Here is a 21,916-nt window from a genome sequence, read left to right on the forward strand (position 1 = left end):
CCGGGAGTGATTGCCGGACCATGACCTTCCGACCCAAGCGGCTGCTCGCGCTGTTCACCATCCGCACCCGGCTGGAGGCATTTGCCGTGATCTATGCCCTGGCACTTGGGGCGACGCAGCGCGGGTCGGTCTATCTGGACCAGTTCCCCGGCTGGGGCGGACGGCTGCTGTTCGGGGCCTGCTGCTGCGCCGTGCTGATGGCGGGGGCCAAGATACTGGACTGCCTGAAGCTGGAGGCGGCGGCCAGGGCCGCCATGGCGGCTGACGAAGCGGACTGACCCCGCCGCCGCCTTTTACGACCGCTTAACCAGCGCCAGCCTATGCCCGCCATCTACAATGGGATGGTGGACCATGAACAAGCGCAACTTCATGCGCCGGCTGATGCACGATCGACGGGGCGCCGCGCTGCCGATGATGGCCGCGGGCCTGCTGCCGGTGCTGGCGGGAATCGGCGCGGCCGTCGATATCGGCCGGATCGTTACCGTGCGCGCCCAGATGCAGGCCGGCGTCGATGCCGGCGCCTTGGCCGGCGCCCGCGTGTTCGGCCTGACCGATGATCGCGGCACCCAGGTCGCCGCCTATTTCCACGCCAACATGCCCGAAGGCTATGCCGGCAGCGACCCGATCGCGCCCGTGGCGGAATTTCAGGAGGTCCGGGGCGTCAATCGCGTGCAGGTCACGGCCACCACTGACCTGCCGATGGTCTTCATGCGCCTGTTCGGCATCGAGCACCGGGCAGTCTCGGTCGAGGCCGTGGCCGAGATGCAGCCCAAGCCGCTGGAGGTGATGGTGGTGCTGGACAATACCGGCTCCATGGGTGGCGGCCTTGGCAAGGGCACGCGCATGACCGCACTGCAGACCGCGATGAATGATTTCATCGATATTCTGCATCAGGGTGAAGAGCGGCGGGCAGACCTGGCGATGGGCTTCGTCACCTACACCGTGACGACGAATGTCGGGAAGATCCTGACCGACCATCACGTCCCCCTCATGGAACGGGACGGGTTCACCAACATCTCCGACTACACCAAGGAGGTGGAGCCGGTTGCCGCGAATGCCCTGGGATGGCGTGGCTGCGTCGAGAACGATCCGACAGTGCGCGACCTGAGTGCATCCGCCACGAGCATGGAAAACGGTGCGTGGGACATCGACAGTATCCTGCCGGGGGAAAATGGTCGCCCGGGCGTGCGGCCGTACCACGTGCCGCCGGTGACCACGACCAAGGTCACCGCTGCCGCCTTCGCATCAAATGCCCGCCTGCCCGCCAACTACGAAGCGGCCCACAAGAACACGTACACGGGGTCCGACCGGAAGAACAACCTGTACAGGCTGAGCCCCGGGGGTCGCGCCGATATCGCACAGCGGCTGGCGAACACGCCGGCATACCGGCAGCATTTCTACGATTTCTATATCGGCCTGAACCACGACAATAGCAGCACAACCGACGATGTGATCGTCCGCGCCGCCGATGGTGCGAAGTACACGCCGGGCTCCACCGATCCATGGCGTGTGGAATATGCCCGCATCCCGCGGATCAGCGAAGCGGCAGACTGGTCCGATCCGAACAGGGTTTATGGCTATCCCACCCGGGGCGGCCGCAACCTGCGGATGGCCACCCCGAACTGGCAGTGTCCGGAGCCTGCGCTGGAGCTCAGCTACGGCCGGGCAAAAGCCGTCTATGATGATTACATCCGGCTGGACAATTTCCCGCTGATGCCTGCAGACGGCACGCTGCATCACATCGGGATGCTGTGGGGTTATCGCCTGCTGACAAGGGACGACGTGTTCGTCCGCAGGAACCCGGTCCCGTCCGAACGGCCATTGCGTGCCCTGGTGTTCATGACCGACGGCGAAAGCAGCGCGAACACCCATGCTGCCTGGTACGGCGCCTATGGCAATCTGCGTGACAGGCGGCTGACGGCCAGCACCAACGCCGCCACATTCACGAACCAGGTCATGTATCGCTTCGCCAAGGTGTGCGAGAACGCCAAGCGGGATGGCATCGCCGTCTACATCGTCTCTCTCATGAAGGCGTCGGACGATGCGGGCAGCGTGTTCCGCACCTGTGCCGGCTCCAACTATCTTGAGACCAATACGCAGAGCCAGATCCAGAACGCCTTCCGCCAGATCGCAGTCGACCTGGTCGACCTGCACCTGACCGAATGACGCGCCGTCGGCTCCCGGCCCTGCGGCGGCAGGAGGACGGCGTGGCGGTGGTGGAATTCGCCCTGCTGGCGCCCGTCATGCTGCTGCTGCTGGCCGGCACGATCGAGGCGGCGCACTTCCTGCTGGTCCAGACCACGCTGGAAGGCGCGGTATCGCATGCGGCGCGCGAGAATGCGGTGGCCCTGACGCTGAACGAGGATGTGCGCGATGCCGCCATGCGTGCCCGGATCACCGACATCATGGGCGCCTTCCCCGTGGCCGAGGGAGAGAAGATGGAAATCACGACGCAGGTCTACCGCACCTTCGGCGGCGCCACGCCCGAGGGGTTCGAGGATCTGAACGGCAACGGCGTCTATGACGATGGCGAGCTGTTCGCCGATCGCAACCGCAATGGCGTCCGGGACATGGCCATGCCGACCGGCGGGCGGATGGGCGATGTCGGGGATGTCGTATCCTACTCCGTCATCTACCCGGTCGATCCGTTCTTCCCCTTCCTGGAAGGCGTGTTCGGCACGCCGCTCCGGCTGACCAGCAACGCCGTCGCCCGCAACGAGCCGGAACGGTCCGTCCTGTGATGCGGACCCGCGCCCGCCACCTGCTGCGGCTGCTGGCCGGCTGCCGCCGCGGCGTCTCCGCGGTGGAGTTCGCGCTGGCGCTGCCCCTGTTCGTGGGGGTGATGGGGGCCGGCATCGAGGTGTCCTTCCTTCTCCTCGCGCAGGTCAAGGTGCAGCGGCTGGCAACCATGACCGCCGATCTTGTGGCCCGCGACGGCGCCTCGGACCGGCGCCTGTCGGAGGCTCAGGTCTATGACATCCTCTACGCCATGGATGTGGCCGCGAGCCCGCTCGAGATTCGCAATCGGGGGCGGGTCATCGTGTCGGCCGTGATGGGACAGGACGAGAATGATGACGGCGAAGGCGACGTGAACCAGATCATGTGGCAGCGGTTCGACGGGGCGCTGACGCGGGCGCCGCAGCTGATGGGCTGCTGGAGCATCAGCGATGTCGCAGCCGGCATCCCCCGACAGCTGAATGCGGGCGAGCCATTGTTCCACGCCCAGGTCAGCTATGCCTACGAACCGGTGTTCAGCGACACGTTCGTGCAATGGCTGCAGGTGCCGCCGGTGATCACCCGTACGGCCAGCTTCCGTGGTCGCGGGGCGATCTATCATCCGGTGCTGGCTGTCGAAGGATACGCGCCCAAGGACAATTGCCTGTCACCCGACGGGCTGTGATGCGGGAGAGGTGGGGTGCTTCTGTTGCCGGGCGCACCCCGTGCCCCTGGAATCCCTTCTGTTGCCCGGTGGGTCCAACCGCGCTTTAGCTTTGTAAGATCAGGCCGTTAGGCCGTCAGGTTACGCAGCGATTGCGAGTGCTTCGTTATCGTTGGCACTTGTGTGTTTTGAGCCTTATGCGGGTTACTCAGCCCGAGCAAAAACGATGTCTTTTAACACACGTCGATCCTGGTTCGGCCCCGTCATCAACAGCAGTCGCCCGCTGGTGGTGGTGGAGCCGCCGGGTACTGCCCCCGGGTCCGCTGTGTCTATTACACACCACTATTTATCGCCATATCCGGTCGAGACCGGCACGGGTGATATAGCGCCTTCAAATGAATTGTGAAGTGGGCGGTGTTTCGGGCCGGTCCTTCAGCTCCGCCAGGATCTGCTTCAGCACGTCCAGCTGCGGGTCGGTCGGGATCTCCGGCACGGCCGCGCTGTCATCCGCCGCCTTCTGCTTGGCCTGCATCTCGTCCAGCAGGCGGTTCACCGCCTTGACCAGGAGGAACAGGGCAAAGGCGACGATCAGGAAATTGATCAGCTGCGTCACGAAGTCGCCATAGCCCAACATGGCCACCCCGGCCGCCTTCAGGCCAGCATAGGATGTCCGGTCGCCGGCGTAATCGGCCGGGATCTCGCCCAGCAACAGGAAGAAATTGGAGAAGTCGACATCCCCGAACACCCAGCCGATCAGGGGCATGATGATGCTTTCGGTAAGCGAGGTGACGATGCGCCCGAACGCCGCGCCGATGATCACGCCGATCGCCAGGTCGAGCACGTTGCCCCGGGCGACGAACTTCTTGAACTCTCCGAACATCAGCCATCCCCTGCCGCATCTGTTGCGATGCAAGCTACCCCACAAACCCGCAACAGCCAACGCTTGAACGCGGGCAGGCGTGTGCTATCTGCCTAATACAGTTTGCGCCGGTCCGGTGGCCGGCCCCATCAAGAGAGAGCCACGCATGATCCGCTCCCCCTTCCGCTTCGCCCTTGCCGCCATGGCGACGCTCAGCCTGTCCGCCTGCGGCATCAATTCGGTGCCGACCAAGGAGGAGGCCGTCAACGCGCAGTGGGCCAACGTGCAGAGCGCCTACCAGCGCCGCGCGGACCTGATCCCCAACCTGGTGTCAACGGTGCGCGCCGCCGCCGGGTCGGAAAACCAGATCCTGAACAACGTGACCTCTGCCCGTGCCCGCGCGACCAGCATCAACATCACGACCGACGACCTGTCCGACCCGGCCGAGTTCCAGCGCTTCCAGGAAGGACAGAACCAGCTGACGCAGGCCATGGGGCAGCTGCGCACCGTGGTGGAGGCGTATCCCCAGCTGCAGAGCCAGGCCGGCTTTCGCGACCTGATGACCTCCGTCGAGGGTACGGAAAACCAGATCAACGTGGAGCGTATCCGCTACAACGAGGCGGTGCAGGACTACAATACGGAGATCCGCACCTTTCCCAGCGTGATCGGCGCCAAGCTGATCCATGGTGCAGAAGCCAAGGTGCCGTTCCAGGCCAGCGCCGGCGCGCAGACCGCGCCCACGGTCGATTTCGGCGATTCGTTCGAGAATGGCGGCCAGGCCGGCACTCCGGCGAATGACAATGCCGGACAGCAGGCGCCCGCCGCGGCGGCGAACTGAGCGTAATCGCCGTGCCCGTCATCCGCTGGCTGCTGACCCTGCTGGCCATCATCGGCGCCAGTGCCGCCGTTGCGCAGGACTATCCTGCGCGACCGGCGGGGCCGGTGCTGGATCAGGCAAACATCCTTCCGCAGCAGCAGGAGGCCGCCCTCGACGCACGGCTGCGCGCGTATAATGCGCGCACCGGGCGTGCGGTGGTGATCGCCACGGTAGCCACGCTGAACGGACAGCCGGTCGAAAGCTATGCTGTCGGCCTGTTCGAACAATGGGGCATCGGCGGGGCGAAGCGGGACCTGGGCCTGCTGCTGCTGGTCGCACCGACGGAGCGCAAGGTGCGGATCGAGGTCGGTTATGGCCTGACGCCCTACGTCACCGACATCCTGTCCGGACGGATCATCCGCGACACGATCACGCCGGCCTTCCGCGCCGGTGACTATCCCGGCGGCATCGAGGCGGGTGTGAATGCCCTGCTGACGCAGCTCGACCGCAGCCCGGAAGATGCCGCCGCCATCGCGGAGGCGGCAGCCGCGGCCGAGCGGGACCGGCAGCGCGGCGGTGGCAGCACCGCGGGCATGATCGGCGGGGCAATCTTCTGGGGCGCGCTGATCCTGGGCTTCGCGCTGCTGTTCGGCCGCAAGGGCAAGGGTCGGCGGCGTCACCGGCGTTATGGCGCGGCCGGTGCGGTCGGCGACGTATTGTTGTGGAGCGCGGTGAGCAGCATGATGGGCGGACGGGGCGGCGGAGGCGGCTTCGGCGGTGGTGGCGGAGGCGGTGGTGGCGGCTTCGGCGGGTTCGGCGGCGGCATGTCCGGCGGCGGCGGCGCCTCGGGGAGCTGGTGATGGCGTATCTGACCCCTGACGAACATGCCCGTGTCAGCGCGGCGGTTGCCGCTGCGGAGGCGCAGACCAGCGGCGAGATCGTGACGATCGTGGCCGACCTGTCCGACGGCTACATGGATGTCGCGCTCGCCTGGGCGGCGCTTGGTGCCTTTGCCGTGCTGGCGCTGCTTCCGTTCATGGCGACCCCCGTGCTGGATGCGCTGGCGGTGTTCCACGGTGGCTGGAACGTCGCATGGGCCGCGCCCGGCATCTTCGCCGCCGCCGCGGCAATCGGCATCGGAGTGTTCCTGCTGCTGCTGGCGGCGCAGGCCTGGCTGCCGCTGCGCATCGCGATGGTGCCCGGCTTCATCCGTACCGACCGGGCGGAGGATCGCGCCATTGCCCTGTTCAAGGTCGGGGCGGAGCGGCGCACCACCGGGCGTACCGGCGTGCTGATCTACCTGTCCATGCGCGAGCACCGGGCCGAGATCGTGGCGGACGATGCAATCAACGCGCTGGTGCCGGACGACACCTGGGGTGAAGCAATGGCCGCGCTGCTGCAGCCGCTGAAGGATGGCCGCATTGCCGATGGTATGATCGCGGCTATCGAGCAGGTTGGCGCGGTGCTGGCGCAGCACTTCCCCCGTGCAGCCGACGACCGCAACGAATTGCCCGACCGGCTGATCGAATTGTGAGCCGCATCCTGCCACCCGATGCCGAGGCGCCGGAGGAGGTCGTCTGGCGCGGCAAGTTCGTGGAGGCGAAGCGCCGGGGCCGGTGGGAATATGCCGGCCGACCCAGCAGCATCCGCGCCGCGGTGATCCTGGCGCTGGATGGCGACCACGTGATCCTGGTGGAACAGTACCGCGTACCTTCCGCCCGATACTGCCTGGAACTGCCCGCCGGGCTGATCGGTGACGAGGCCGGACTGGAAGGCGAGGATGCGCTGGCCAGTGCGAAGCGGGAACTGGAGGAAGAGACCGGTTACCGTGCGGAGCACTGGCAGGTGCTGGGCGAGTTCCTGTCCAGCCCCGGCATGCTGAGCGAAGGCTTCACGCTGGTGCGCGCGACCGGGCTGACCCGCATCGGCGATGGCGGCGGGACCGACAGCGAGGATATCGTGGTCCACCGCGTGCCGCTCGCCCGCATCCACGAGGTCGTCGCCGAGCACCAGGCCAGGGGGCACGGGCTCGACGTGAAGCTGCTGCTGCTGCTGGGCGCCGGCTGGATCGCCGGCGATCCCGCCTAGGCCAGCTTGATCTCCCGCAGTCGCTGCTTGAGGTAGTCGTCCGCGGTGATCGGCGCCTCGCCGCCCGGCACGATCGGGTCGATCAGGAAGTCGGGCCGGAAGTGCAGGAAGAACGGCATGGAATAACGCGGCCGGGCCGCCGCCGGGCCCGTCGGGTTGATCACCCGGTGCGTCGTCGAAGGCAGCCGTCCGGCGGTCAGCCGCTGCAGCATGTCGCCGATATTCACCACCAGCGCACCCGGCGGCGGGGCCACCGCCAGCCATTCGCCGGAACGCGCCAGCAATTCCAGGCCGGCTTCTTCCGCGCCGAGCAGGAGGGTGATCGTGTTGATGTCCTCGTGCGGGGCAGCGCGCACGGCACCCTCGGCCTCTGGCGGCACGGGCGGATAGTGCAGCAGGCGCAGCACGGAATTGCCCTGCTCCACCGTCGGGTCGAACCAGCGCTCCTCCAGCCCCAGATGCAGCGCAATGGCAGACAGGATATGTGCCCCCACCTGCTCGAACCTGGCGTACAGTTCCAGGAAGGTGGGCCGGAAGTCCGGCAGGACGTCATCGGGCCAGATGTTGGGCGCCATGAACACCGCCAGCGGGTCGCCGGCGGGCAGTTCGCGCCCGACATGCCAGAACTCCTTCAGGTCACGCACGGTCGCGCCCTTGGCCTGCTCGATGCCGAACGGGGTATAGCCGCGCGCACCGCCCTGCCCGGTCTGGTGCCATTGCCGCTTCTGCTCCTCCGGCAAGGCGAACAATGCACGGGCCTGTTCCTGCGCGCGGGCGATCAGGTCGGTCGGGATGCCGTGATCGGCCACGATGGCGAAACCGTATTGTTCGAAGGACTGCCCGAGATCGGCGGCAAGTTCAGCCGGCTGGCGGGTGAGCGAGGTGGTGGCTATGGCGGTCATATGTCGTGTCCTACTCCGCTTTCCGGCCGCCTGCCAACCGGCAAGCTGCACCGTGCGGGCGGAACCGGGTGGAGCGGGACTCGTATCGGTCAGGAAGCGTATCGGGGATGGTGGTTGTGAACGGGGCGGCAGTCCAATGGATACCTTATTGCGGCGCGGCGCCCCTGCCGGCCGACTGGCTTTCGCGCTGGAACCTTGATCCAGTCTTGCTGCTGGGGCTGGCGGGCGCATCGTTCGCCTGGTGGCGATGGCGCCGGCAGGGCGTGACGGACAGCCGGGCGGCGCTCGCATCGCTGGCCATCATGCTGGTGCTGTTCGTCAGCCCGTTCTGCGCGCTGAGTTCTGCCCTGTTCACCGCCCGCGTGGTGCATCATGTGGTGCTGGCGACGATGCTTGCCGCTGCCCTGGTCGCCGCGACCGGCCTGCATCTTCGCCGGTTGCCGCAATCGCTGTCGCTGCTGACCGCGGTGCAGGTGCTGACCTTCTGGGCATGGCACGCGCCGCCGGTCTACGCCGCTGCCCTGGGAAATGATGGGGTGTTCTGGGCCATGCAGCTGAGCATCACCGCCACCGCGGCACTGTGGTGGGCGCGACTGCGGCAGGTGAGCGCGGCCGGCGCGGTCACGTCGCTGCTCGCGACCATGATGCTGATGGGCGTGCTTGGCGCGCTGATCACCTTTGCCGGGCGGCCGCTCTATGCGCCGCACTGGCTTACGGTGCAGAGCTGGGGCCTGTCGCCACTGGACGACCAGCAGCTCGCCGGCATCCTGATGTGGGCGCCCGCCTCTGCCATCTACCTGCTGGCGGCCATGGCCATCCTCTACCGATCGCTCCGCGGTGATGCCGCAGACGGCCTGCCCGCATGAGGGAGACACTGGTCGAATGGGCCGAGTCCTACAACAGGCGCGGCAAGTACACCCCGGTCGGCGTCACCTTCCACTGGGTGATGGCTGCACTGGTGATCTACCAGCTCTGGTCCGGCTGGACGATGCAGCGGGTGCTGGTGGGCGGCGACAAGCTCGAATTCTATCAGCGGCATACCGAACTGGGCCTGCTGCTGCTGCTGCTGGCCGCGGGCAGGTTCCTGTGGCGCATGGCGGTACCGGGGCCGACCAACGACGCCGATGGACAGGGCTGGCGTACCACGGCCGCGCACATGATCCACTGGGCGCTATATTTCCTGTTCGCGGTGCTGCCACTGAGCGGATGGGTGATGTGGTCCGCGATTCAGCCGCCGCAGCCGCTGTATCTGGCCGGCGTGATCCCGCTCCCGCCGATGCCGCTGCACGATCTGTCGGTGGAATGGCAATGGTGGGCGCTGGAGGCGGCGATGAACGTGCATGTCTATGGCACGATCGCGCTGACGGTGCTGGTGTTCGGTCATGCCGGTGCCGCGATCAAGCACCACTTCTGGGATCGGGATGACGTGCTGGAAGGCATGTTGCCGGAAGTGCCGGATACGACGTCGCACCCGGAAGGGCGGCGCTATAATCCGCAAGCGGCGCAAGCTCATCCTCAGCCAGCAGACGGCTGACCCCGGTCATCGCGTGCATGGCATCGCCATACCGCTTGCCCGTACGCCACAGCCGCAATTGCTGCTCCACGTAAGGCGCCGGCTGACCGGCGAGCGGTGGATTGCCGGTACCGACCCCTTCACCACGCACGCCGTGGCAGGTGGCGCAGGCGACCAGTCCGCGCTCCGGGTCGCCCTGCTGGTACAGCGTGGCGGCAAAGGCAGGCGGGCAGGTCGGCGGCAGCACGCCGCTGACCTCGACCGGCGCAGTCGCCGGCAGGGTGGCGTAGTAATCGGCCAGCCGTACACGCGCCTGGTTGTCCAGCCGGCCGGCGATCCAGCTCATCTGGGCGTGGTTGCGGGCACCGTTGTCGTAGTTTTCCATCTGCTGCAGGAAATAGCCACGATCCATGGCTGCCAGCCGCGGCACCGTTTCGCCATCCCCCTGCCCTTGCAGGCCGTGACACACCACACAGGCGCCATCCACGCCGGCATCGCCGCCGCCTTGGGCGATCACTTCGCCCGTCGCCTCGAACGCCCCGGCCTGGTGCTGGCGCGAACAGCCGGCGCCTGTGACAACGACGGCAGCACACAGCGTGGCCTTCAGCAAATAGTTGTGGATGCGCCCCATCTGTCCGGGAACCGCCGGCGCTTTGTACCGGTTCCCGGATGACATGCGGGGGCAACGACGATTTCTGATGCAGCACAGGCGGCCGGCTGCTGCCCTGCTGCTGGGCATGTGCGTGCTGGCCACTGCAGGCTGCAAGGCGCCCGAGAAGCCACGCTACACAGTCGACACCGCGCTGGCGGAACAGGGGCGGGCCGTGATCGAGCGGGCCGGATGTGCCGCGTGTCACGAGATCCCGGGGGTGGCCTGGCCACGGGGCCGCTGGGGTCCATCGCTGGCCGGGTTCGGTGATATCGGCCTGATTGCCGGGGCCGTGCCCAACACGGCCGAAAACCTCTCCGCCTTCCTGCGCAACGCGCCTGCTGTTAAGCCGGGATCGACCATGCCGCCAATTCCCATCACGCCGGACGAGGCGCGGGCGGCGGCCGCCTATCTGTACGGGATTGACGATGATGTTTGATGCGCTGTGGGGCTGGCCGCCGCCCGTGCTGGACCCGGCCGGGCCCTATGCCGACAAGGTGACGGTGCTGGCCTGGGTGCTGCTGGCACTGGGCGTGATCGTCACCGCGATCGTCTGCGCCGCGCTGTGGGTCGCCATCAAGGGGCCGGCCCGGTGGAAGCAGCGGCTGGGCGGGGAAAGTGCGGTATGGATCGGCGGCATCGCCTTCCCCGGCGTGGTGCTGACTGCGCTGCTGTTCTGGGGGCTGACGCTGACGGCGGACCTGACGGACGACATCACCGGCACCGAACCGCGTATCCGTGTGACGGGCGAGATGTGGTGGTTCCGCGTGCAATATCTCGATCCCGCCGGCCGGGTGGTGATGGAGGATGCGAACGAGATCCACCTGCCGGTCGGCCAACCGGTCGTGCTGGAACTGCGCAGCGCCGACGTGATCCACAATTTCTGGGTGCCGCACCTGTCCGGCAAGAAGGACATGCTGCCCGGCCGCACCAACCTGCTGCGCATCCAGGCGGACAAGGCCGGCCAGTTCGGCGGGGTCTGTGCGGAATATTGCGGCGGGCCGCACGCGCTGATGGGCTTTGTCGCCATCGCACATCAACCTGCGGACTATGCCCGCTGGCAGCAGGGGCGAATGGGACGGCTGGCGCAGGTCAACGCCACCGGCGGCCCCGGGCGGCAGCTGTTCATGGAAAGCGGTTGCGGCGCATGCCATCGCGTTGCCGGGACGGAGGCGAACGGCCTGGCCGGCCCTGACCTGACGCATGTGGGCACACGCGCCACGCTGGGCGCCGGCATCCTGCCCAACCATCGGGGTACGCTGATCGGCTGGATCGGGGACAGCCAGGGCATCAAGCCGGGCAATCGCATGCCCAGTTACGACACCCTCTCCGCCGCCGAGCTGACCGCCATCGCCGGCTGGCTGGAACAGCAGCAATGAAGTCCGAAACCGGCTTCGACCACGCGCTTTACGCCCGTTTTCCCACGACCAATCCCCGGCCCGAAGGCGAGCTGGAGGAACTGGAGCGCATCTGGTGCGCGCCGCGCGGCTGGCAGTACCTGAAGGCGGTCAACAACAACTATATCGGCTTCATCTACGTCGTCACGGCGCTGTGCTTCTTCCTGGCGGCGGGCATCCTGTCGCTTGGCATGCGGGTCCAGCTGGCGGCGCCGATGATGGATTTCCTGCCGCAGGACACGTACAACCAGTTCTTCACCATGCATGGCACGGTGATGATGTTCCTATTCGCCGTGCCCATGGTGGAGGCGATCGGGGTCATGCTGCTGCCGCAGATGCTGGCTGCGCGTGACCTGCCCTTCCCCCGCTTGTCTGCCTATGCCTACTGGGCCTACGCCGTGGGTGGCGGGTTCTTCTTCTGCAGCCTGTTCATCGGCCTGGCACCCGATGGCGGGTGGTTCATGTATCCGCCGCTGACCAGCCTGCAGTACAGCCCCGGCATCAACACCGACATGTGGCTGCTGGGCATCGGCTTCATCGAGATCAGCGCCATCGCCGGCGCGGTGGAGATCATCGTCGGCGTGCTGCGCACCCGTGCGCCCGGCATGACGCTAGACCGGATGCCGATGTTCGTGTGGGCCATGCTGGCCTTTGCCGTCATGATCCTGATCGCCTTCCCCAGCGTGATCCTGTGCACCCTGCTGCTGGAACTGGAGCGGGCGTTCAACTGGCCGTTCTTCGACGCGACGCGCGGCGGTGATCCGATGCTGTGGCAGCACCTGTTCTGGTTCTTCGGTCATCCGGAGGTGTACATCATCTTCCTGCCGGCGGCCGGGCTGATGAGCATGATGGTGTCGACCGCGGCCCAGACCCCGCTGGTCGGCTACCGCCTCAACGTGCTGGCGATCGTCGCTACCGCCTTCATCAGCTTCGGCGTGTGGGCGCACCACATGTTCGCCACCGGCATGCCGCGCGTGTCCACCGGCTACTTCTCCGCCGCCAGCATGGCGGTCAGCCTGCCGGCCGGCATCCAGGTGTTCTGCTGGATCGCCACCCTGGCGTCGGGCAGGATCCGCTGGTCCACGCCGGCCCTGTTCGTGGTGGGATCGGTGATGATCTTCACCATGGGCGGCCTGACGGGCGTGATGGTGGGTATGGTGCCGTTCGACTGGCAGGTGCACGACACCTACTTCATCGTCGCGCACTTCCACTACGTGCTGATCGGCGGGATGGTGTTCCCGGTGTTCGGCGCCTTCTACTACTGGGCCGGCATGACCAGCAGCCGCCCGTTGAGCGAACGGCTGGGCAGGTGGACCTTCTGGCTGATGTTCGCCGGCCTGCACATCACCTTCCTGCCCATGCACCTGACCGGCTTCATGGGCATGCCGCGTCGCGTCTACACCTACCTGCCGGATCGCGGGCTGGATCTGCTGAACCAGATCTCCACCGTCGGCTCGTTCGTCATGGCGGCCGGCGTGCTGGTGTTCCTGATCGATTGCGCGCGCAATTTCCGGTTCACGACCGACAATGACGCCGGCAACACCTACAATGCCGGTACGCTGGAATGGCTGCCGACCGGGCTCTACTCCACACGGTCCATCCCGCTGGTGCGCAGCCGCGATCCGTTGTGGGACCAGCCGGAGCTGGGCAAGGATGTGGAGGAAGGCCGCTACTTCCTGCCCGGCAGCATCACCGGCCTGCGCGAGACACTGGTCACCAGCCCGATCAATGCGGAGCCGCAATATGTCCAGCTGATGCCCGGCCCATCCGTCTGGCCACTCGCCTCGGCCATCTTCACCGCAGGCATCTTCCTGGCACTGACGGTGCAGGCCTACACCTTCTCCGCCGTCAGCTGCGTGTTCATGCTCTACGCCACCTTGCGCTGGTTGTGGGAAACGGACCGGTCGATCAGCCTGAAGAAGGGCGACGTGGGCGGCGGCATCATCCTGCCCATCACCATCACCGGGCCGGGCAGCCACAGCTGGTGGGCGCTGAACGCGACAATCGTGTGCATCGGCATGATCGGGCTGATGACGATGTTCGCCTACCTGTACCTGTACGGCATCCATCCGGAGGTCTGGACCGCGCCGCCCGCGCTGCTGCAGACAGGCGGCATCGCGGTGCTGCTGCTGCTGGCACTGGGCGCAGCGTGGCTGTCCCGCCGCTGGCTGGCCAGGACGGCCGACGGCGAGTTCCCCGGGCAAGGCCCCTGGATGAGTGCCGCGGCCGGCGCCTGCCTGCTCGCCCTGGCGCTCTACTGGGATGTCACCGGCTGGAGCGGCACCGGCCTGCTGCCCACGGCGACCGGACAAGGCGCGACCGTGTTCGCGCTGCTGGCGCATCAGGGCATGTGCGTGGTCACCGCCATCATCATGGCCGCATACCTTGCCTGGCGCAGCGCGCGTGGGCTGCTGACGGGGTCGGCCAATGTAACGCTGGACGTGGTGGTCCGCTGGATCGGCTTCTGCGCGCTGCAGGGCCTTGTCGGCAGCATGGTGCTGCGCCTGTTCCCGGGCGGCTGACCGTGCAGGACCCCGACAGCTTCATCAACCGGACGGACTGGTTCACCGCCACTGCCGCGCTCACCATCTGGTTTGCGCATTTCATGCTGGTGTGGTGCGCCAGCGTGATCTGGCCCGGGCAGGCTCTGGGCAGAATCGTCGGCGTGCTGCTGACCGTGATCGCCTTTGCCGGTCTGGGCGTGCTGTGGCGGCGGGTGCGGCCCGTTCGGGTGCAGTCGGTCGCCGGCCTCGGCCTGGCACTCGCCAGCATGGCAATCGCCTTCAGCTGCGTGCCGGCGCTGATCGGGTGATGCACCACCGCTACGTCACGCGGCCGCGCTGAACCGGCCGGCAGGCTCGTCTCCATCCTGTAACGCAAGGCTGTGACCGGCCCGGCGAGATGGTCACGCTGGCCGAGTTCCGTGATAGCATCTGGTCCGATCCCGCCCGCACCATGATGGGGATCGAGCAGGAGGGCTGGCTGCCGACCGGCTGACCCGGTTGACCGGAGACCGGGTGCGCTGGCAGGTGCTGGCGCAGCAGGTCATCATGGGGGTGATCGCCATGCCGAGGCAGGTCAGCGAACTGATCAGTTCGGCGACGCTGCAGGCTCAGGCGGCGGTCGGCCTTGCCGCCGCGCGCGTCGGGCTGCCGTTCAGATCGGGGTGAACCTGCAATGGGCCGATGCCAGCCAGCGCGGTTACATGAGCGTTGCCTTCGCACCGGATGCGGTGCGCGGGGAATGGCACTTCGTGCAGTCGATCCGCGACCGCGGGATGCAGCTGGCCGGAACGCACGCGATGACCGCCCGCCACGGCGTGCCACGGTTCGATCGCGGCTAGGCGAAGGCGGCCCGCAGGTCGGCGAAATCGCTGCGCACCTCTTCCAGCGCCGGTGTCTCGAACCGCACGGCGCTGTCCAGCACGCGGATGCGCGCCGCGCCGTAGAATTGCAGCAGGGCGCTGGCCAGCGGCGCCTGCCGGTCAATGCCCATCTCCAGCGCGGTCAGGGCAGTGACGGCGCGCGTGAGGGCGCGACTGCGCAGGGTGTAGTTGCGCTGCCGATGCGCCAGCACCGCCAGCGCCAGGCTGTCGACGACCTCGTCCACGCAGACGCGCACCAGATCGGCGGCGCTGGCGCCGCTGATCCGCGCATCGAACTGGCTGCGGCGGTAGGCTTCGTCGGGATCTCTCAGCGCCAGCATCGCATCAGTCGCGGCTGGCGTTCCACGCGTCGATCTGCTGCTGCAGGAAGCTGAGTGTGGAGCGGGAGGCATTGACGTTGGTCTCGACCTTGCTGAACCGGGTCACCATCTGCGCGCGCAAGGCTTCCTGCCGTTCCGCGATGTCGGTCAGCTGCTTGCCGAAGTCGCTGGTGTCGGCCTGGTACTTCTTGATGGAGTAGCCCAGGGTGCCGGGCACCAGCGTGCTGCTGGTATTGCGCGCCAGCTTGTCGATCGTCGAGTACACGCCATCCAGACCGGTGGTGAACATCGCCGCCACACCCGCCGGATCAGCCGCCAGCGTGGCCGACAGGCGCGCCGTATCCAGCGTGAAGGTGCCGTCGCGTTCCAGCTTCACGCCCAGATCGCCCAGCGTGCGCGGCGAACCTGCCGCCGCATTGCGCATCACGGTCTCGCCCGGCAATCGCGCAAGCTGGCTGCGCAGCGTGCGCGCGCCGGCATCTGCCGCCAGCTCGCCGCCGATGGCCATGGCGGAGCCGAGCGCACCGGCGATGTCGTTCATGGAAGAGACGAAATCGACCATCCAGCTGCTGATGTTGTCCACCGGGCTGGCGAAGGTAATGGTGGTGGGCGCGCCGGCATTGGTCCCGGTCAGGGTCAGTTGCAGGCCAGGCGCCACCTGTGCGGTCTTGTTGGTGGCACTGCGCATCTCCAGCCCGTCCAGCCTGAACAGGGCATCCTGCGCCGCCCCCTTCAACCGGGCAGGATCGCCGCCCGCCATGGGATCCCAGGCAAGGTCCGGCAGACCTGCGCCGGTGGTTTCGACCACGAAGCCGGCAGCCTCGCCCTCCTGCCCCTTCAGCACCAACTGCGCCCCTTCCGAGGTGTTGGCGACATAGGCGGTGGCGCCCGCCCCCTTGGCATTGATGGCCTTGGCGACATCGCTCAGCGTTGCGCCCGCGGCCAGTTGCACATCGACCGTGGCTTTCGCCGGATCGGCGGCGAAGCCCGTGCCGGTGGTCGCGCCGAAGCGGATGGTCAGCGTCCCGGCGCCGACCACGTCCGTGCCGCTGCCATACACGCCCGATGCCAGCGTCTGCGCGCGGGCGATCTGCTGCACCTCCAGCGAATAGCTGCCCTTCCCGCTTGTCCCCACGGGGGAGGACACTTGCGCCACCGCGGCGTCGGCGACGCCGGGCTGCGTCGACAGGTTGCCGGTGCGCACGCCATCGCCGATCGCGGTGGCCAGCGATGACAGCGCCCCGCGAATGGCGGAGGCGCTGCTGATCCGCGTCTCCATCAGCTCGCTCTGCTGGGTCAGTCGCTGCGTCTTGGCCTGGAACTGCACCGCCGACAGGTCCGCCGCCAGCTGCGACCAGTTGACCCCGCTGCCTGCGTTCAGCGTGGCGATGATCGAGGAGGCGGAAGCATTGGTCGCCGCCGCGGGGGAGGTGGTGGTGCTCATGACCGGTAGAACGGCCCGTAACCCGCCCGCTTAAGAGGCCAGCCTGCCATCCGCGTCGAAGCACAGCGCCGCGGGCACATCCACCGGGGGCAGGCTGCGCTGCTCGCCCCGGGGCAGGGAAAAGACATAGGCCAGCACGGCGGCAAGTGCCCCGTACAGCTCCTCCCGGATGGTCTGGTTCTCGCGCGTGGTGTAGAATACCGACCGGGCGAGTTGCGGATATTCCAGTAGCGGCACGGCCATTTCGCGCGCCAGCTCCTTCATCGCCGCCGCCTTGTCGCCACGCCCCTTGGCCAGCACGATCGGCGCGGCGGCGCGCTGCGGATCGTAGGTCATCGCCACGGCGAAATGGGTGGGGTTGGTCAGCACGAACTGCGCATCCCGCATGGCCGGCGCGACCGCACCGCGGGCGATCTCCCGCTGGCGCTGCCGCCGGGCGGAGCGGGCCTCCGGGCTGCCTTCGCTTTCCTTGTTCTCGTCGCGCACCTCCTGCAGGCTCATCTTCAGGCGCTTGTTCCGGCGCAGCCACTGGATCGGCACGTCGGCCAGCGCGATCACCACCAGCCCGCCACCAAGCGCCAGCAGCAGCGACAGCAGCGCGCCCCAGCCGGCATCCAGCTGCCCGGCGAGCGTGCTGCGCCCCAGGCCCACGATCGTATCGAGCCACACGCGCACCCAGGCAAAGGCGATCGTGCCCAGCAGCGCCACCTTGGCCAGCCCCTTGCCCAGCTCGATCAGGCCCTGCATCCCGAACATGCGCCTGAGGCCCGCCAGCGGATCGATCCGCGACCCCTTCCACGCCATGTTCGCCGGCACCCAGCGGCCGCTGCCCAGCCCCAGCTGCGTGACGAGCGTGACCGCGATCACCGGCACCGCAATGCTGGCGATCAGCGGCAGGCCGGTCAGCAGGGCGCCGGTCAGCAGCCTGGCCGGAGAGAAGGCATCCACCTGCCCGCGATCGAACATCAGCGCACCGCGCATCAGCGTACCCAGCATCTGCAGCAGCCACGGACCGGCGAAGGTGAGCCAGGCCGCGGCCAGCAGGATGACGCCCGCCGTCGCCAGCTCCTTCGAGCGCAGCACGTCGCCTTTGGTCGTGGCATCGCGCAGGCGCTTCTCGGTCGGCGCGAAGGTCTTCTCGCCGGCGGTCTCGCTCATCGCAGGACCTGCCCAACCTGGCCGATCGCCTCGGCCGACAGCTCTTCCAGCTGCTCATGCAGCAGCGGCGCAGTGATGATCAGCGCCGCGATGCCGGCCAGTACCGCCGCCGGCAGGCCGAGCGCGAACAGGTTGAGCGAGGGCGCCGCGCGGCTCAGCACGCCGGTCATGAACTGCACCAGCAGCAGGATCAGCGTCACCGGCAGGCCGATCCGCAAGGCGGTGGCGAAGATTTCGCCGCCGAACCCTACCACCAGCGACAGCCGCTCCGGCCCCAGCCAGGTCTCGCCCGGTGGAAAGGCGCGGTATGACTCCATCAGCAGCGCGATCCAGTGCAGATGCGCGCCGACGCCCAGGAAGATCAGCACCAGCACGATGTTGAAATACTGGCCGAAGGCGGTCGTCTGCCCGCCCCCTTGCGGATCGGCGGCAACGGCCATGCTCATGCCCATCGACCCTGCGATGATCTCGGCTGCAAGCGGCGGCGCGGCAAAGGCGAGTTGCAGCACGAAGCCCAGCGTTGCCCCGACCAGCACCTCACCGGCAACGGCCAGCAGCCCTTCCAGGCTCAGCAGCGAAGGCGGCACGGGTACGTCCGGCAGCCAGACGGCGGCGAAGATCGCCAGCGCGCCGATCAGGCAGGTGCGCACCGTTGCCGGAACGGAGGCTCCGCCGAACAGGGGCGCGGCCAGCAGCGCGGCGCCGATGCGGGTCATCAGGAACACCATCCGCCAGAACTCCGCCTCCAGCGCGCCAAACCCGAAATCGAGCCCGATCATGTCAGTCGCCGATCCGCGCGATTTCCACGAAGATCTGGCCCATGAAGTCGGACACCAGCACCATCATGGAGGAACCGAGCAGCACCAGCACCAGGGCGATGGCGGCCAGCTTGGGCACGAATGTCAGCGTCTGTTCGCTGACGCTGGTGGCGGCCTGTACCAGGCCGATCACCAGCCCCACCGCCATGCTGGCCAGCAGCACTGGGGCGGCGACCAGCGCGGTGACCCACAACATCCGGTCGGTCAGCGACAGGAACAGGGATAGGTCATCCATGGCCGCTCTCCCTCAGGCGAAGCTGCTGGCCAGGCTGCCCATCAGCAGGGCCCAGCCATCGACCAGCACGAACAGCAGCAGCTTGAACGGCAGCGACACCAGCATCGGCGACATCATCATCATGCCCAGGCTCATCAGCACCGACGACACGACCAAGTCGATTACCAGGAAGGGCAGGAACAGCATGAAGCCGATCTGGAACGCCGTCTTCAGCTCGCTGGTGACGAAGGCCGGCAACAGGATGGAAAACGGCACGTCATTGGCCCGCTCGAACGCCGGCACACGGGCGATGTCGGCGAACATGCGCAGGTCGCCCTCGCGTGTCTGGCGCATCATGAACAGGTGGAACTCGTCGCCTGCGCGGGCGATCGCGTCCTCCGCATTCATCTGACCGGCAGAGTAAGGCGCCAGCGCGGCATCGTTCACCCGCTCCAGCGTGGGCGCCATGACGAACAGGCTGAGGAACAGCGACAGGCCGATCAGCACCTGGTTGGGCGGGCTCTGCTGCAGGCCCAGCGCCTGGCGCAGGATCGCCAGCACCACGATGATGCGGGTGAAGCTGGTCATCATCAGGATCAATGCCGGCAGGATGGTCAGCAGCCCCATCACCAGCAGCAATTGCAGCGACAGGCTCAGCGGCTCGCCGCCGGCACCACCCAGTTCGCCAAAGGCACGATCCAGCGCGCCGGGCACGGCGGCCGGCGGCGCGGGCACGCCGGGCGGCAATGCCGGCGCAGCCGCCTGCGCCCAGGCGACAGCCGGGATCGACAGGGTGGCGAGCGCGGCACTCAATGCGGCAAGCGGCCGGATCACGCCTGCGTCTCCACCAGCACGTCGGTGAAGCTGTCCATGCCTGCACGGGCCGGCGCCTCACCCAGCCGGGTCAGGCCGTTGCGCCCCGTGGCGACCAGGATCTCGCGCCCATGAAACTCCAGCACCGCGAGGCGCAGGCTGGGCGACAGCATGACCGTTTCCACGATCCGCACCGCCCGGCCACTGCCCCTGGGCGCGCCGATCGTGCCCTGCATCCGCTGCGCCAGTTTCAGGCTGCCCCAGATCAGGCCGCCGATCAGCGGCAGCAGGATCAGCAGCTTCAGGATGTACCAGCCCATCGTGGCGCCTCAGCCCCGGCCTGCGCGGGCTGATGCCGGCTTCGCGGGCACTCTGGCCTCGATCTCCGGCAGCACGATCTCCGTCGCCGGGGCAACGATCGCCGGCGTGCCTGATCCACCGGCGCTCACCAGTTCCAGGATGCGCAGGCCGAAGCGGTTGCCTTCGGCCACCACCTCGCCCAGGGCGATCAGCTTGCCGTTGACCATCACGTCCAGCGGCTCGTCGACCAGCCGGTCGAGCCGCACGACACTGTCTTCCGTCAGCGCCAGCACGTCGCGCAGGCGCATCTGCGTGCGGCCCAGCTCCACCGTCAGCCGGACGTCGATATCCTGTATCAGGCCGAAACCGTCAGCAATGCTCATGATCTGTCCTCAGACTTGGAAGGTATGGGAAATCTGCACCGCGACCTGGTCGTCCAGTTCGCCCACGGTGCCGCGGGCGATCACGGTGCCTTCGATGGCCAGCGGCACCGCGCGCGCGATGGCCACCGGCAGCACGGTGCCGGGCAACAGCGCGGCCAGCCGGCTGATCGGCAGGTGCATGTCCACCAGCGTGGCCGACAGCGCCAGCGGCAGGTCGGCAAAGGGCTGGTCCAGCGGGCTGGCCGGCTGACGCGCGGCGCGCGGGCCCACTACGCCATCATCGGCCACCAGATCCGCCACCGCATCGGCCGGCACCACGATGGTCACACGGGCAGCCTGCTTCCACGGCCGCCCAAGCTCGCAGCCGATCGCCACCACCGGTCGGTCGGCCGCGAACGGCGCCAGCACGGCCAGGCTGGTGTCGCGCGCCGCGGTGGCCAGCAGGCAGCCGAGCGTATCGCCAAGCGCCTGCGCCACCGCGTTCTCCAGCCGGTCCGCCAGCCGGTCGGCCGACAGCGGCAGCGCGGATGGCAGCGGCCCGTCCAGCTCCCCCGTGCCGCCGAAGGCGCGATCGAGCTCGGCCAGCACGGCCCTGCCCTCGACCGAGATCAGCAGCCGGTGCGGCGTGCCGACCACCGACCACACGGCATTGGCCGCCAGAGGCGAGACAATCGTGCCGAGGTCGCCGGCGACGATTTCCTCGATGCCGGTCGCCCGCACCTGCGGTTCGTCCACCGCCAGCAAGCCGGCCAGCTGCTCCGCCAGGCGGCGGGCCAGACGTCCGTGCTGCGCCTGCAGGCGTGGCAAGGGGGCCGGCTTTGCAACGGTCGGGCGGCACAGGATCGCCGCGTGATCGGCTGCGCGCGCCACGGCCCGCAGGGGTTCGAACTGCATCACTGGACGATGATCTGCGTGAACAGGACGTTGTCGACGCCGCCGAAGCCTTCCAGCCGCTCCAGCTCATGATTGATGGCACCGGTCAGGCGCTGCTGCAGCCGGGTGCGGCCGGTGTCGCTGTTGATCGAAGCCTCGTCCGTATCGGCCAGCTCGACCAGCACCCGGCTGCGCAGCGCCAGCTCATGCTCCCCCAGCCACATCAGCACGCGGCCGTCCCGCTGCGTGGAGGCGGTCAGGCTGACCTGCACCAGCGCGGGGCTGTCCTTCAGGTTGCTGGTGAAGCTGTCGGTGAAGTTGAAGTATGCGGTGCGATACTTGCTGCCGCCATCGCCATGGACGACCTCTGGCGCATCCTTCTTCTCGCCGACGACGAGGTACGGATCCTCCGCCCCCTTCCGCACCAGACCCGGCCCCTCCGGCACGGCATCACCATGGCCGCCGCCGACGATGCCGGCCGCCATCAGGCCGACCGCACCGCCGCCGCCTGCGCCCAGCATGGCCACCCCCAGCAGGATCTTCAGGAGGAGACCCTTCTTGCTCTTCTTCGGTTCGGCGCTGTCGCTCACGTCCGTCATTCCCC

Annotated in this window: 29 protein-coding genes, 1 other RNA gene and 1 pseudogene; 17 read left to right on the plus strand and 14 right to left on the minus strand. The window is 67.8% G+C overall.

The features are described from left to right. Positions 1–20 precede the first annotated feature (20 nt). From PK98_RS07170 to PK98_RS07185, 4 genes are all read left to right on the plus strand, one after another. Positions 21–278 carry a hypothetical protein gene (locus tag PK98_RS07170; RefSeq protein WP_039095354.1) on the plus strand — a complete coding sequence of 86 codons (258 nt, stop codon included), beginning with the start codon at positions 21–23 and terminating at the stop codon, positions 276–278. 73 nt (positions 279–351) lie between these two features. Next, a complete protein-coding gene (locus PK98_RS07175; RefSeq protein WP_161792411.1) occupies positions 352–2,166 on the plus strand; it encodes a TadE/TadG family type IV pilus assembly protein in 1,815 nt (604 codons plus the stop codon). Further along, positions 2,163–2,741, plus strand: coding sequence for a TadE/TadG family type IV pilus assembly protein (locus PK98_RS07180; protein WP_052208170.1), 579 nt, complete (start codon positions 2,163–2,165; stop codon positions 2,739–2,741). Before PK98_RS07175 ends, PK98_RS07180 begins: the two co-directional genes overlap by 4 nt. Then, positions 2,741–3,400, plus strand: coding sequence for a TadE/TadG family type IV pilus assembly protein (locus PK98_RS07185; protein WP_039095360.1), 660 nt, complete (start codon positions 2,741–2,743; stop codon positions 3,398–3,400). Before PK98_RS07180 ends, PK98_RS07185 begins: the two co-directional genes overlap by 1 nt. A 47-nt stretch (positions 3,401–3,447) precedes the next feature. Here the strand turns inward: PK98_RS07185 and ssrA are convergent. Both ssrA and mscL read right to left on the minus strand, forming a co-directional pair. Next, positions 3,448–3,790, minus strand: a transfer-messenger RNA (tmRNA) gene (ssrA, locus tag PK98_RS16305). After that, positions 3,771–4,259, minus strand: a complete 489-nt coding sequence (mscL, locus tag PK98_RS07190) for a large conductance mechanosensitive channel protein MscL (protein WP_039095362.1) — start codon at positions 4,257–4,259, stop codon at positions 3,771–3,773. The genes ssrA and mscL overlap by 20 nt, the downstream gene beginning before the upstream one ends. A gap of 145 nt (positions 4,260–4,404) precedes the next feature. On the opposite strand from mscL, the gene PK98_RS07195 reads away from it, so the two are divergent. The 4 genes from PK98_RS07195 to PK98_RS07210 are packed head-to-tail and all read left to right on the plus strand — an operon-like array spanning position 4,405 to position 7,143. Beyond that, positions 4,405–5,076, plus strand: a complete 672-nt coding sequence (locus PK98_RS07195; protein WP_039095364.1) for a LemA family protein — start codon at positions 4,405–4,407, stop codon at positions 5,074–5,076. 11 nt (positions 5,077–5,087) lie between these two features. Continuing rightward, positions 5,088–5,915 carry a TPM domain-containing protein gene (locus PK98_RS07200; protein ID WP_039095366.1) on the plus strand — a complete coding sequence of 276 codons (828 nt, stop codon included), beginning with the start codon at positions 5,088–5,090 and terminating at the stop codon, positions 5,913–5,915. Continuing rightward, entirely contained in the window at positions 5,915–6,589 is a 675-nt protein-coding gene (locus tag PK98_RS07205; RefSeq protein WP_039095368.1) for a TPM domain-containing protein, read from the plus strand. Before PK98_RS07200 ends, PK98_RS07205 begins: the two co-directional genes overlap by 1 nt. Before the next feature lie 5 nt (positions 6,590–6,594). Beyond that, positions 6,595–7,143 (plus strand): NUDIX hydrolase, encoded by a 549-nt coding sequence (locus tag PK98_RS07210; RefSeq protein WP_152608620.1) that lies wholly within the window; start codon positions 6,595–6,597, stop codon positions 7,141–7,143. Here PK98_RS07210 and PK98_RS07215 read toward each other — a convergent pair. Continuing rightward, a complete protein-coding gene (locus PK98_RS07215) occupies positions 7,140–8,045 on the minus strand; it encodes an isopenicillin N synthase family dioxygenase (RefSeq protein ID WP_039095370.1) in 906 nt (301 codons plus the stop codon). The two genes, PK98_RS07210 and PK98_RS07215, sit on opposite strands and share 4 nt — an antisense overlap. 107 nt (positions 8,046–8,152) lie before the next feature. Between PK98_RS07215 and PK98_RS07220 the strand changes: the two genes are divergently transcribed. Beyond that, complete coding sequence (locus tag PK98_RS07220) at positions 8,153–8,911, plus strand: cytochrome c oxidase assembly protein (protein ID WP_039095373.1); 759 nt, start codon at positions 8,153–8,155, stop codon at positions 8,909–8,911. Next, a complete protein-coding gene (locus tag PK98_RS07225) occupies positions 8,908–9,579 on the plus strand; it encodes a cytochrome b (protein WP_052208172.1) in 672 nt (223 codons plus the stop codon). Before PK98_RS07220 ends, PK98_RS07225 begins: the two co-directional genes overlap by 4 nt. Before the next feature lie 13 nt (positions 9,580–9,592). Here PK98_RS07225 and PK98_RS16310 read toward each other — a convergent pair. Then, positions 9,593–10,297 (minus strand): annotated as a pseudogene (locus PK98_RS16310) (c-type cytochrome); the annotation flags it as partial. On the opposite strand from PK98_RS16310, the gene PK98_RS07235 reads away from it, so the two are divergent. The 7 genes from PK98_RS07235 to PK98_RS17020 all read left to right on the plus strand — a co-directional run bounded on the left by PK98_RS07235 (position 10,257) and on the right by PK98_RS17020 (position 14,947). Next, positions 10,257–10,646, plus strand: a complete 390-nt coding sequence (locus PK98_RS07235; protein ID WP_039095378.1) for a c-type cytochrome — start codon at positions 10,257–10,259, stop codon at positions 10,644–10,646. The pseudogene PK98_RS16310 and the gene PK98_RS07235 sit on opposite strands and share 41 nt — an antisense overlap. Beyond that, complete coding sequence (locus PK98_RS07240) at positions 10,636–11,586, plus strand: cytochrome c oxidase subunit II (protein WP_326998654.1); 951 nt, start codon at positions 10,636–10,638, stop codon at positions 11,584–11,586. Before PK98_RS07235 ends, PK98_RS07240 begins: the two co-directional genes overlap by 11 nt. Then, the gene (locus tag PK98_RS07245) at positions 11,583–14,126 is read left to right on the plus strand and encodes a cbb3-type cytochrome c oxidase subunit I (protein ID WP_039095380.1); all 2,544 of its coding nucleotides are present in this window, start codon (positions 11,583–11,585) and stop codon (positions 14,124–14,126) included. Before PK98_RS07240 ends, PK98_RS07245 begins: the two co-directional genes overlap by 4 nt. Before the next feature lie 2 nt (positions 14,127–14,128). Next, complete coding sequence (locus PK98_RS07250; RefSeq protein WP_039095383.1) at positions 14,129–14,416, plus strand: hypothetical protein; 288 nt, start codon at positions 14,129–14,131, stop codon at positions 14,414–14,416. 89 nt (positions 14,417–14,505) lie between these two features. Next, positions 14,506–14,601, plus strand: a complete 96-nt coding sequence (locus PK98_RS17350) for an alkaline phosphatase D family protein (RefSeq protein ID WP_235425423.1) — start codon at positions 14,506–14,508, stop codon at positions 14,599–14,601. 20 nt (positions 14,602–14,621) lie between these two features. Further along, entirely contained in the window at positions 14,622–14,774 is a 153-nt protein-coding gene (locus PK98_RS17015; RefSeq protein WP_161792413.1) for a hypothetical protein, read from the plus strand. After that, positions 14,771–14,947: a hypothetical protein gene (locus PK98_RS17020; protein ID WP_161792414.1), complete on the plus strand. Its 177-nt coding sequence runs from the start codon at positions 14,771–14,773 to the stop codon at positions 14,945–14,947. Before PK98_RS17015 ends, PK98_RS17020 begins: the two co-directional genes overlap by 4 nt. Here the strand turns inward: PK98_RS17020 and PK98_RS07255 are convergent. From PK98_RS07255 to PK98_RS07300, 10 genes are read right to left on the minus strand one after another with little or no spacing between them, the layout of a single operon-like run. Further along, positions 14,944–15,309: a flagellar export chaperone FliS gene (locus PK98_RS07255; RefSeq protein ID WP_039095385.1), complete on the minus strand. Its 366-nt coding sequence runs from the start codon at positions 15,307–15,309 to the stop codon at positions 14,944–14,946. The two genes, PK98_RS17020 and PK98_RS07255, sit on opposite strands and share 4 nt — an antisense overlap. A gap of 4 nt (positions 15,310–15,313) precedes the next feature. Further along, positions 15,314–16,753 (minus strand): flagellar filament capping protein FliD, encoded by a 1,440-nt coding sequence (fliD, locus tag PK98_RS07260; protein ID WP_039095387.1) that lies wholly within the window; start codon positions 16,751–16,753, stop codon positions 15,314–15,316. Between the two features lie 30 nt (positions 16,754–16,783). Then, positions 16,784–17,911 carry an EscU/YscU/HrcU family type III secretion system export apparatus switch protein gene (locus PK98_RS07265; protein WP_039095389.1) on the minus strand — a complete coding sequence of 376 codons (1,128 nt, stop codon included), beginning with the start codon at positions 17,909–17,911 and terminating at the stop codon, positions 16,784–16,786. Beyond that, entirely contained in the window at positions 17,908–18,690 is a 783-nt protein-coding gene (gene fliR / locus PK98_RS07270; RefSeq protein ID WP_039095391.1) for a flagellar biosynthetic protein FliR, read from the minus strand. Before fliR ends, PK98_RS07265 begins: the two co-directional genes overlap by 4 nt. Before the next feature lies 1 nt (position 18,691). Then, a complete protein-coding gene (locus tag PK98_RS07275; protein ID WP_039095393.1) occupies positions 18,692–18,964 on the minus strand; it encodes a flagellar biosynthetic protein FliQ in 273 nt (90 codons plus the stop codon). A 12-nt stretch (positions 18,965–18,976) separates the two neighbouring features. Then, positions 18,977–19,777 (minus strand): flagellar type III secretion system pore protein FliP, encoded by an 801-nt coding sequence (fliP, locus tag PK98_RS07280; protein ID WP_052208173.1) that lies wholly within the window; start codon positions 19,775–19,777, stop codon positions 18,977–18,979. Next, positions 19,774–20,076: a flagellar biosynthetic protein FliO gene (locus PK98_RS07285; RefSeq protein ID WP_039095395.1), complete on the minus strand. Its 303-nt coding sequence runs from the start codon at positions 20,074–20,076 to the stop codon at positions 19,774–19,776. The genes fliP and PK98_RS07285 overlap by 4 nt, the downstream gene beginning before the upstream one ends. 9 nt (positions 20,077–20,085) lie before the next feature. Continuing rightward, positions 20,086–20,439 carry a flagellar motor switch protein FliN gene (gene fliN / locus PK98_RS16315; protein ID WP_152608558.1) on the minus strand — a complete coding sequence of 118 codons (354 nt, stop codon included), beginning with the start codon at positions 20,437–20,439 and terminating at the stop codon, positions 20,086–20,088. 9 nt (positions 20,440–20,448) lie between these two features. Next, the gene (locus PK98_RS16710; RefSeq protein WP_052208174.1) at positions 20,449–21,333 is read right to left on the minus strand and encodes a FliM/FliN family flagellar motor switch protein; all 885 of its coding nucleotides are present in this window, start codon (positions 21,331–21,333) and stop codon (positions 20,449–20,451) included. Continuing rightward, positions 21,333–21,911: a flagellar basal body-associated FliL family protein gene (locus PK98_RS07300; RefSeq protein WP_039095396.1), complete on the minus strand. Its 579-nt coding sequence runs from the start codon at positions 21,909–21,911 to the stop codon at positions 21,333–21,335. Before PK98_RS07300 ends, PK98_RS16710 begins: the two co-directional genes overlap by 1 nt. Positions 21,912–21,916 lie beyond the last annotated feature (5 nt).

The sequence above is a fragment of the Croceibacterium mercuriale genome (genome assembly GCF_000802385.1).
In the GTDB taxonomy this organism is placed as follows: domain Bacteria; phylum Pseudomonadota; class Alphaproteobacteria; order Sphingomonadales; family Sphingomonadaceae; genus Croceibacterium; species Croceibacterium mercuriale.

Coding starts and splice junctions, on each gene's coding strand:
- PK98_RS07220 (WP_039095373.1), top strand. CDS start 8,153: ATGGTGGTTGTGAACGGGGCGGCAGTCCAATGGATACCTTATTGCGGC.
- PK98_RS07225 (WP_052208172.1), top strand. CDS start 8,908: ATGAGGGAGACACTGGTCGAATGGGCCGAGTCCTACAACAGGCGCGGC.
- PK98_RS07245 (WP_039095380.1), top strand. CDS start 11,583: ATGAAGTCCGAAACCGGCTTCGACCACGCGCTTTACGCCCGTTTTCCC.
- PK98_RS07205 (WP_039095368.1), top strand. CDS start 5,915: ATGGCGTATCTGACCCCTGACGAACATGCCCGTGTCAGCGCGGCGGTT.
- fliD (WP_039095387.1), bottom strand. CDS start 16,753: ATGAGCACCACCACCTCCCCCGCGGCGGCGACCAATGCTTCCGCCTCC.
- fliN (WP_152608558.1), bottom strand. CDS start 20,439: ATGAGCATTGCTGACGGTTTCGGCCTGATACAGGATATCGACGTCCGG.
- PK98_RS07180 (WP_052208170.1), top strand. CDS start 2,163: ATGACGCGCCGTCGGCTCCCGGCCCTGCGGCGGCAGGAGGACGGCGTG.
- PK98_RS07300 (WP_039095396.1), bottom strand. CDS start 21,911: ATGACGGACGTGAGCGACAGCGCCGAACCGAAGAAGAGCAAGAAGGGT.
- PK98_RS07255 (WP_039095385.1), bottom strand. CDS start 15,309: ATGCTGGCGCTGAGAGATCCCGACGAAGCCTACCGCCGCAGCCAGTTC.
- PK98_RS07275 (WP_039095393.1), bottom strand. CDS start 18,964: ATGGATGACCTATCCCTGTTCCTGTCGCTGACCGACCGGATGTTGTGG.
- PK98_RS07235 (WP_039095378.1), top strand. CDS start 10,257: ATGCAGCACAGGCGGCCGGCTGCTGCCCTGCTGCTGGGCATGTGCGTG.
- PK98_RS07170 (WP_039095354.1), top strand. CDS start 21: ATGACCTTCCGACCCAAGCGGCTGCTCGCGCTGTTCACCATCCGCACC.
- PK98_RS07185 (WP_039095360.1), top strand. CDS start 2,741: ATGCGGACCCGCGCCCGCCACCTGCTGCGGCTGCTGGCCGGCTGCCGC.
- mscL (WP_039095362.1), bottom strand. CDS start 4,259: ATGTTCGGAGAGTTCAAGAAGTTCGTCGCCCGGGGCAACGTGCTCGAC.
- PK98_RS16710 (WP_052208174.1), bottom strand. CDS start 21,333: ATGCAGTTCGAACCCCTGCGGGCCGTGGCGCGCGCAGCCGATCACGCG.
- PK98_RS07175 (WP_161792411.1), top strand. CDS start 352: ATGAACAAGCGCAACTTCATGCGCCGGCTGATGCACGATCGACGGGGC.
- fliR (WP_039095391.1), bottom strand. CDS start 18,690: ATGATCGGGCTCGATTTCGGGTTTGGCGCGCTGGAGGCGGAGTTCTGG.
- PK98_RS07240 (WP_326998654.1), top strand. CDS start 10,636: ATGATGTTTGATGCGCTGTGGGGCTGGCCGCCGCCCGTGCTGGACCCG.
- PK98_RS07265 (WP_039095389.1), bottom strand. CDS start 17,911: ATGAGCGAGACCGCCGGCGAGAAGACCTTCGCGCCGACCGAGAAGCGC.
- PK98_RS07215 (WP_039095370.1), bottom strand. CDS start 8,045: ATGACCGCCATAGCCACCACCTCGCTCACCCGCCAGCCGGCTGAACTT.
- PK98_RS07195 (WP_039095364.1), top strand. CDS start 4,405: ATGATCCGCTCCCCCTTCCGCTTCGCCCTTGCCGCCATGGCGACGCTC.
- PK98_RS07285 (WP_039095395.1), bottom strand. CDS start 20,076: ATGGGCTGGTACATCCTGAAGCTGCTGATCCTGCTGCCGCTGATCGGC.
- PK98_RS17350 (WP_235425423.1), top strand. CDS start 14,506: ATGGTCACGCTGGCCGAGTTCCGTGATAGCATCTGGTCCGATCCCGCC.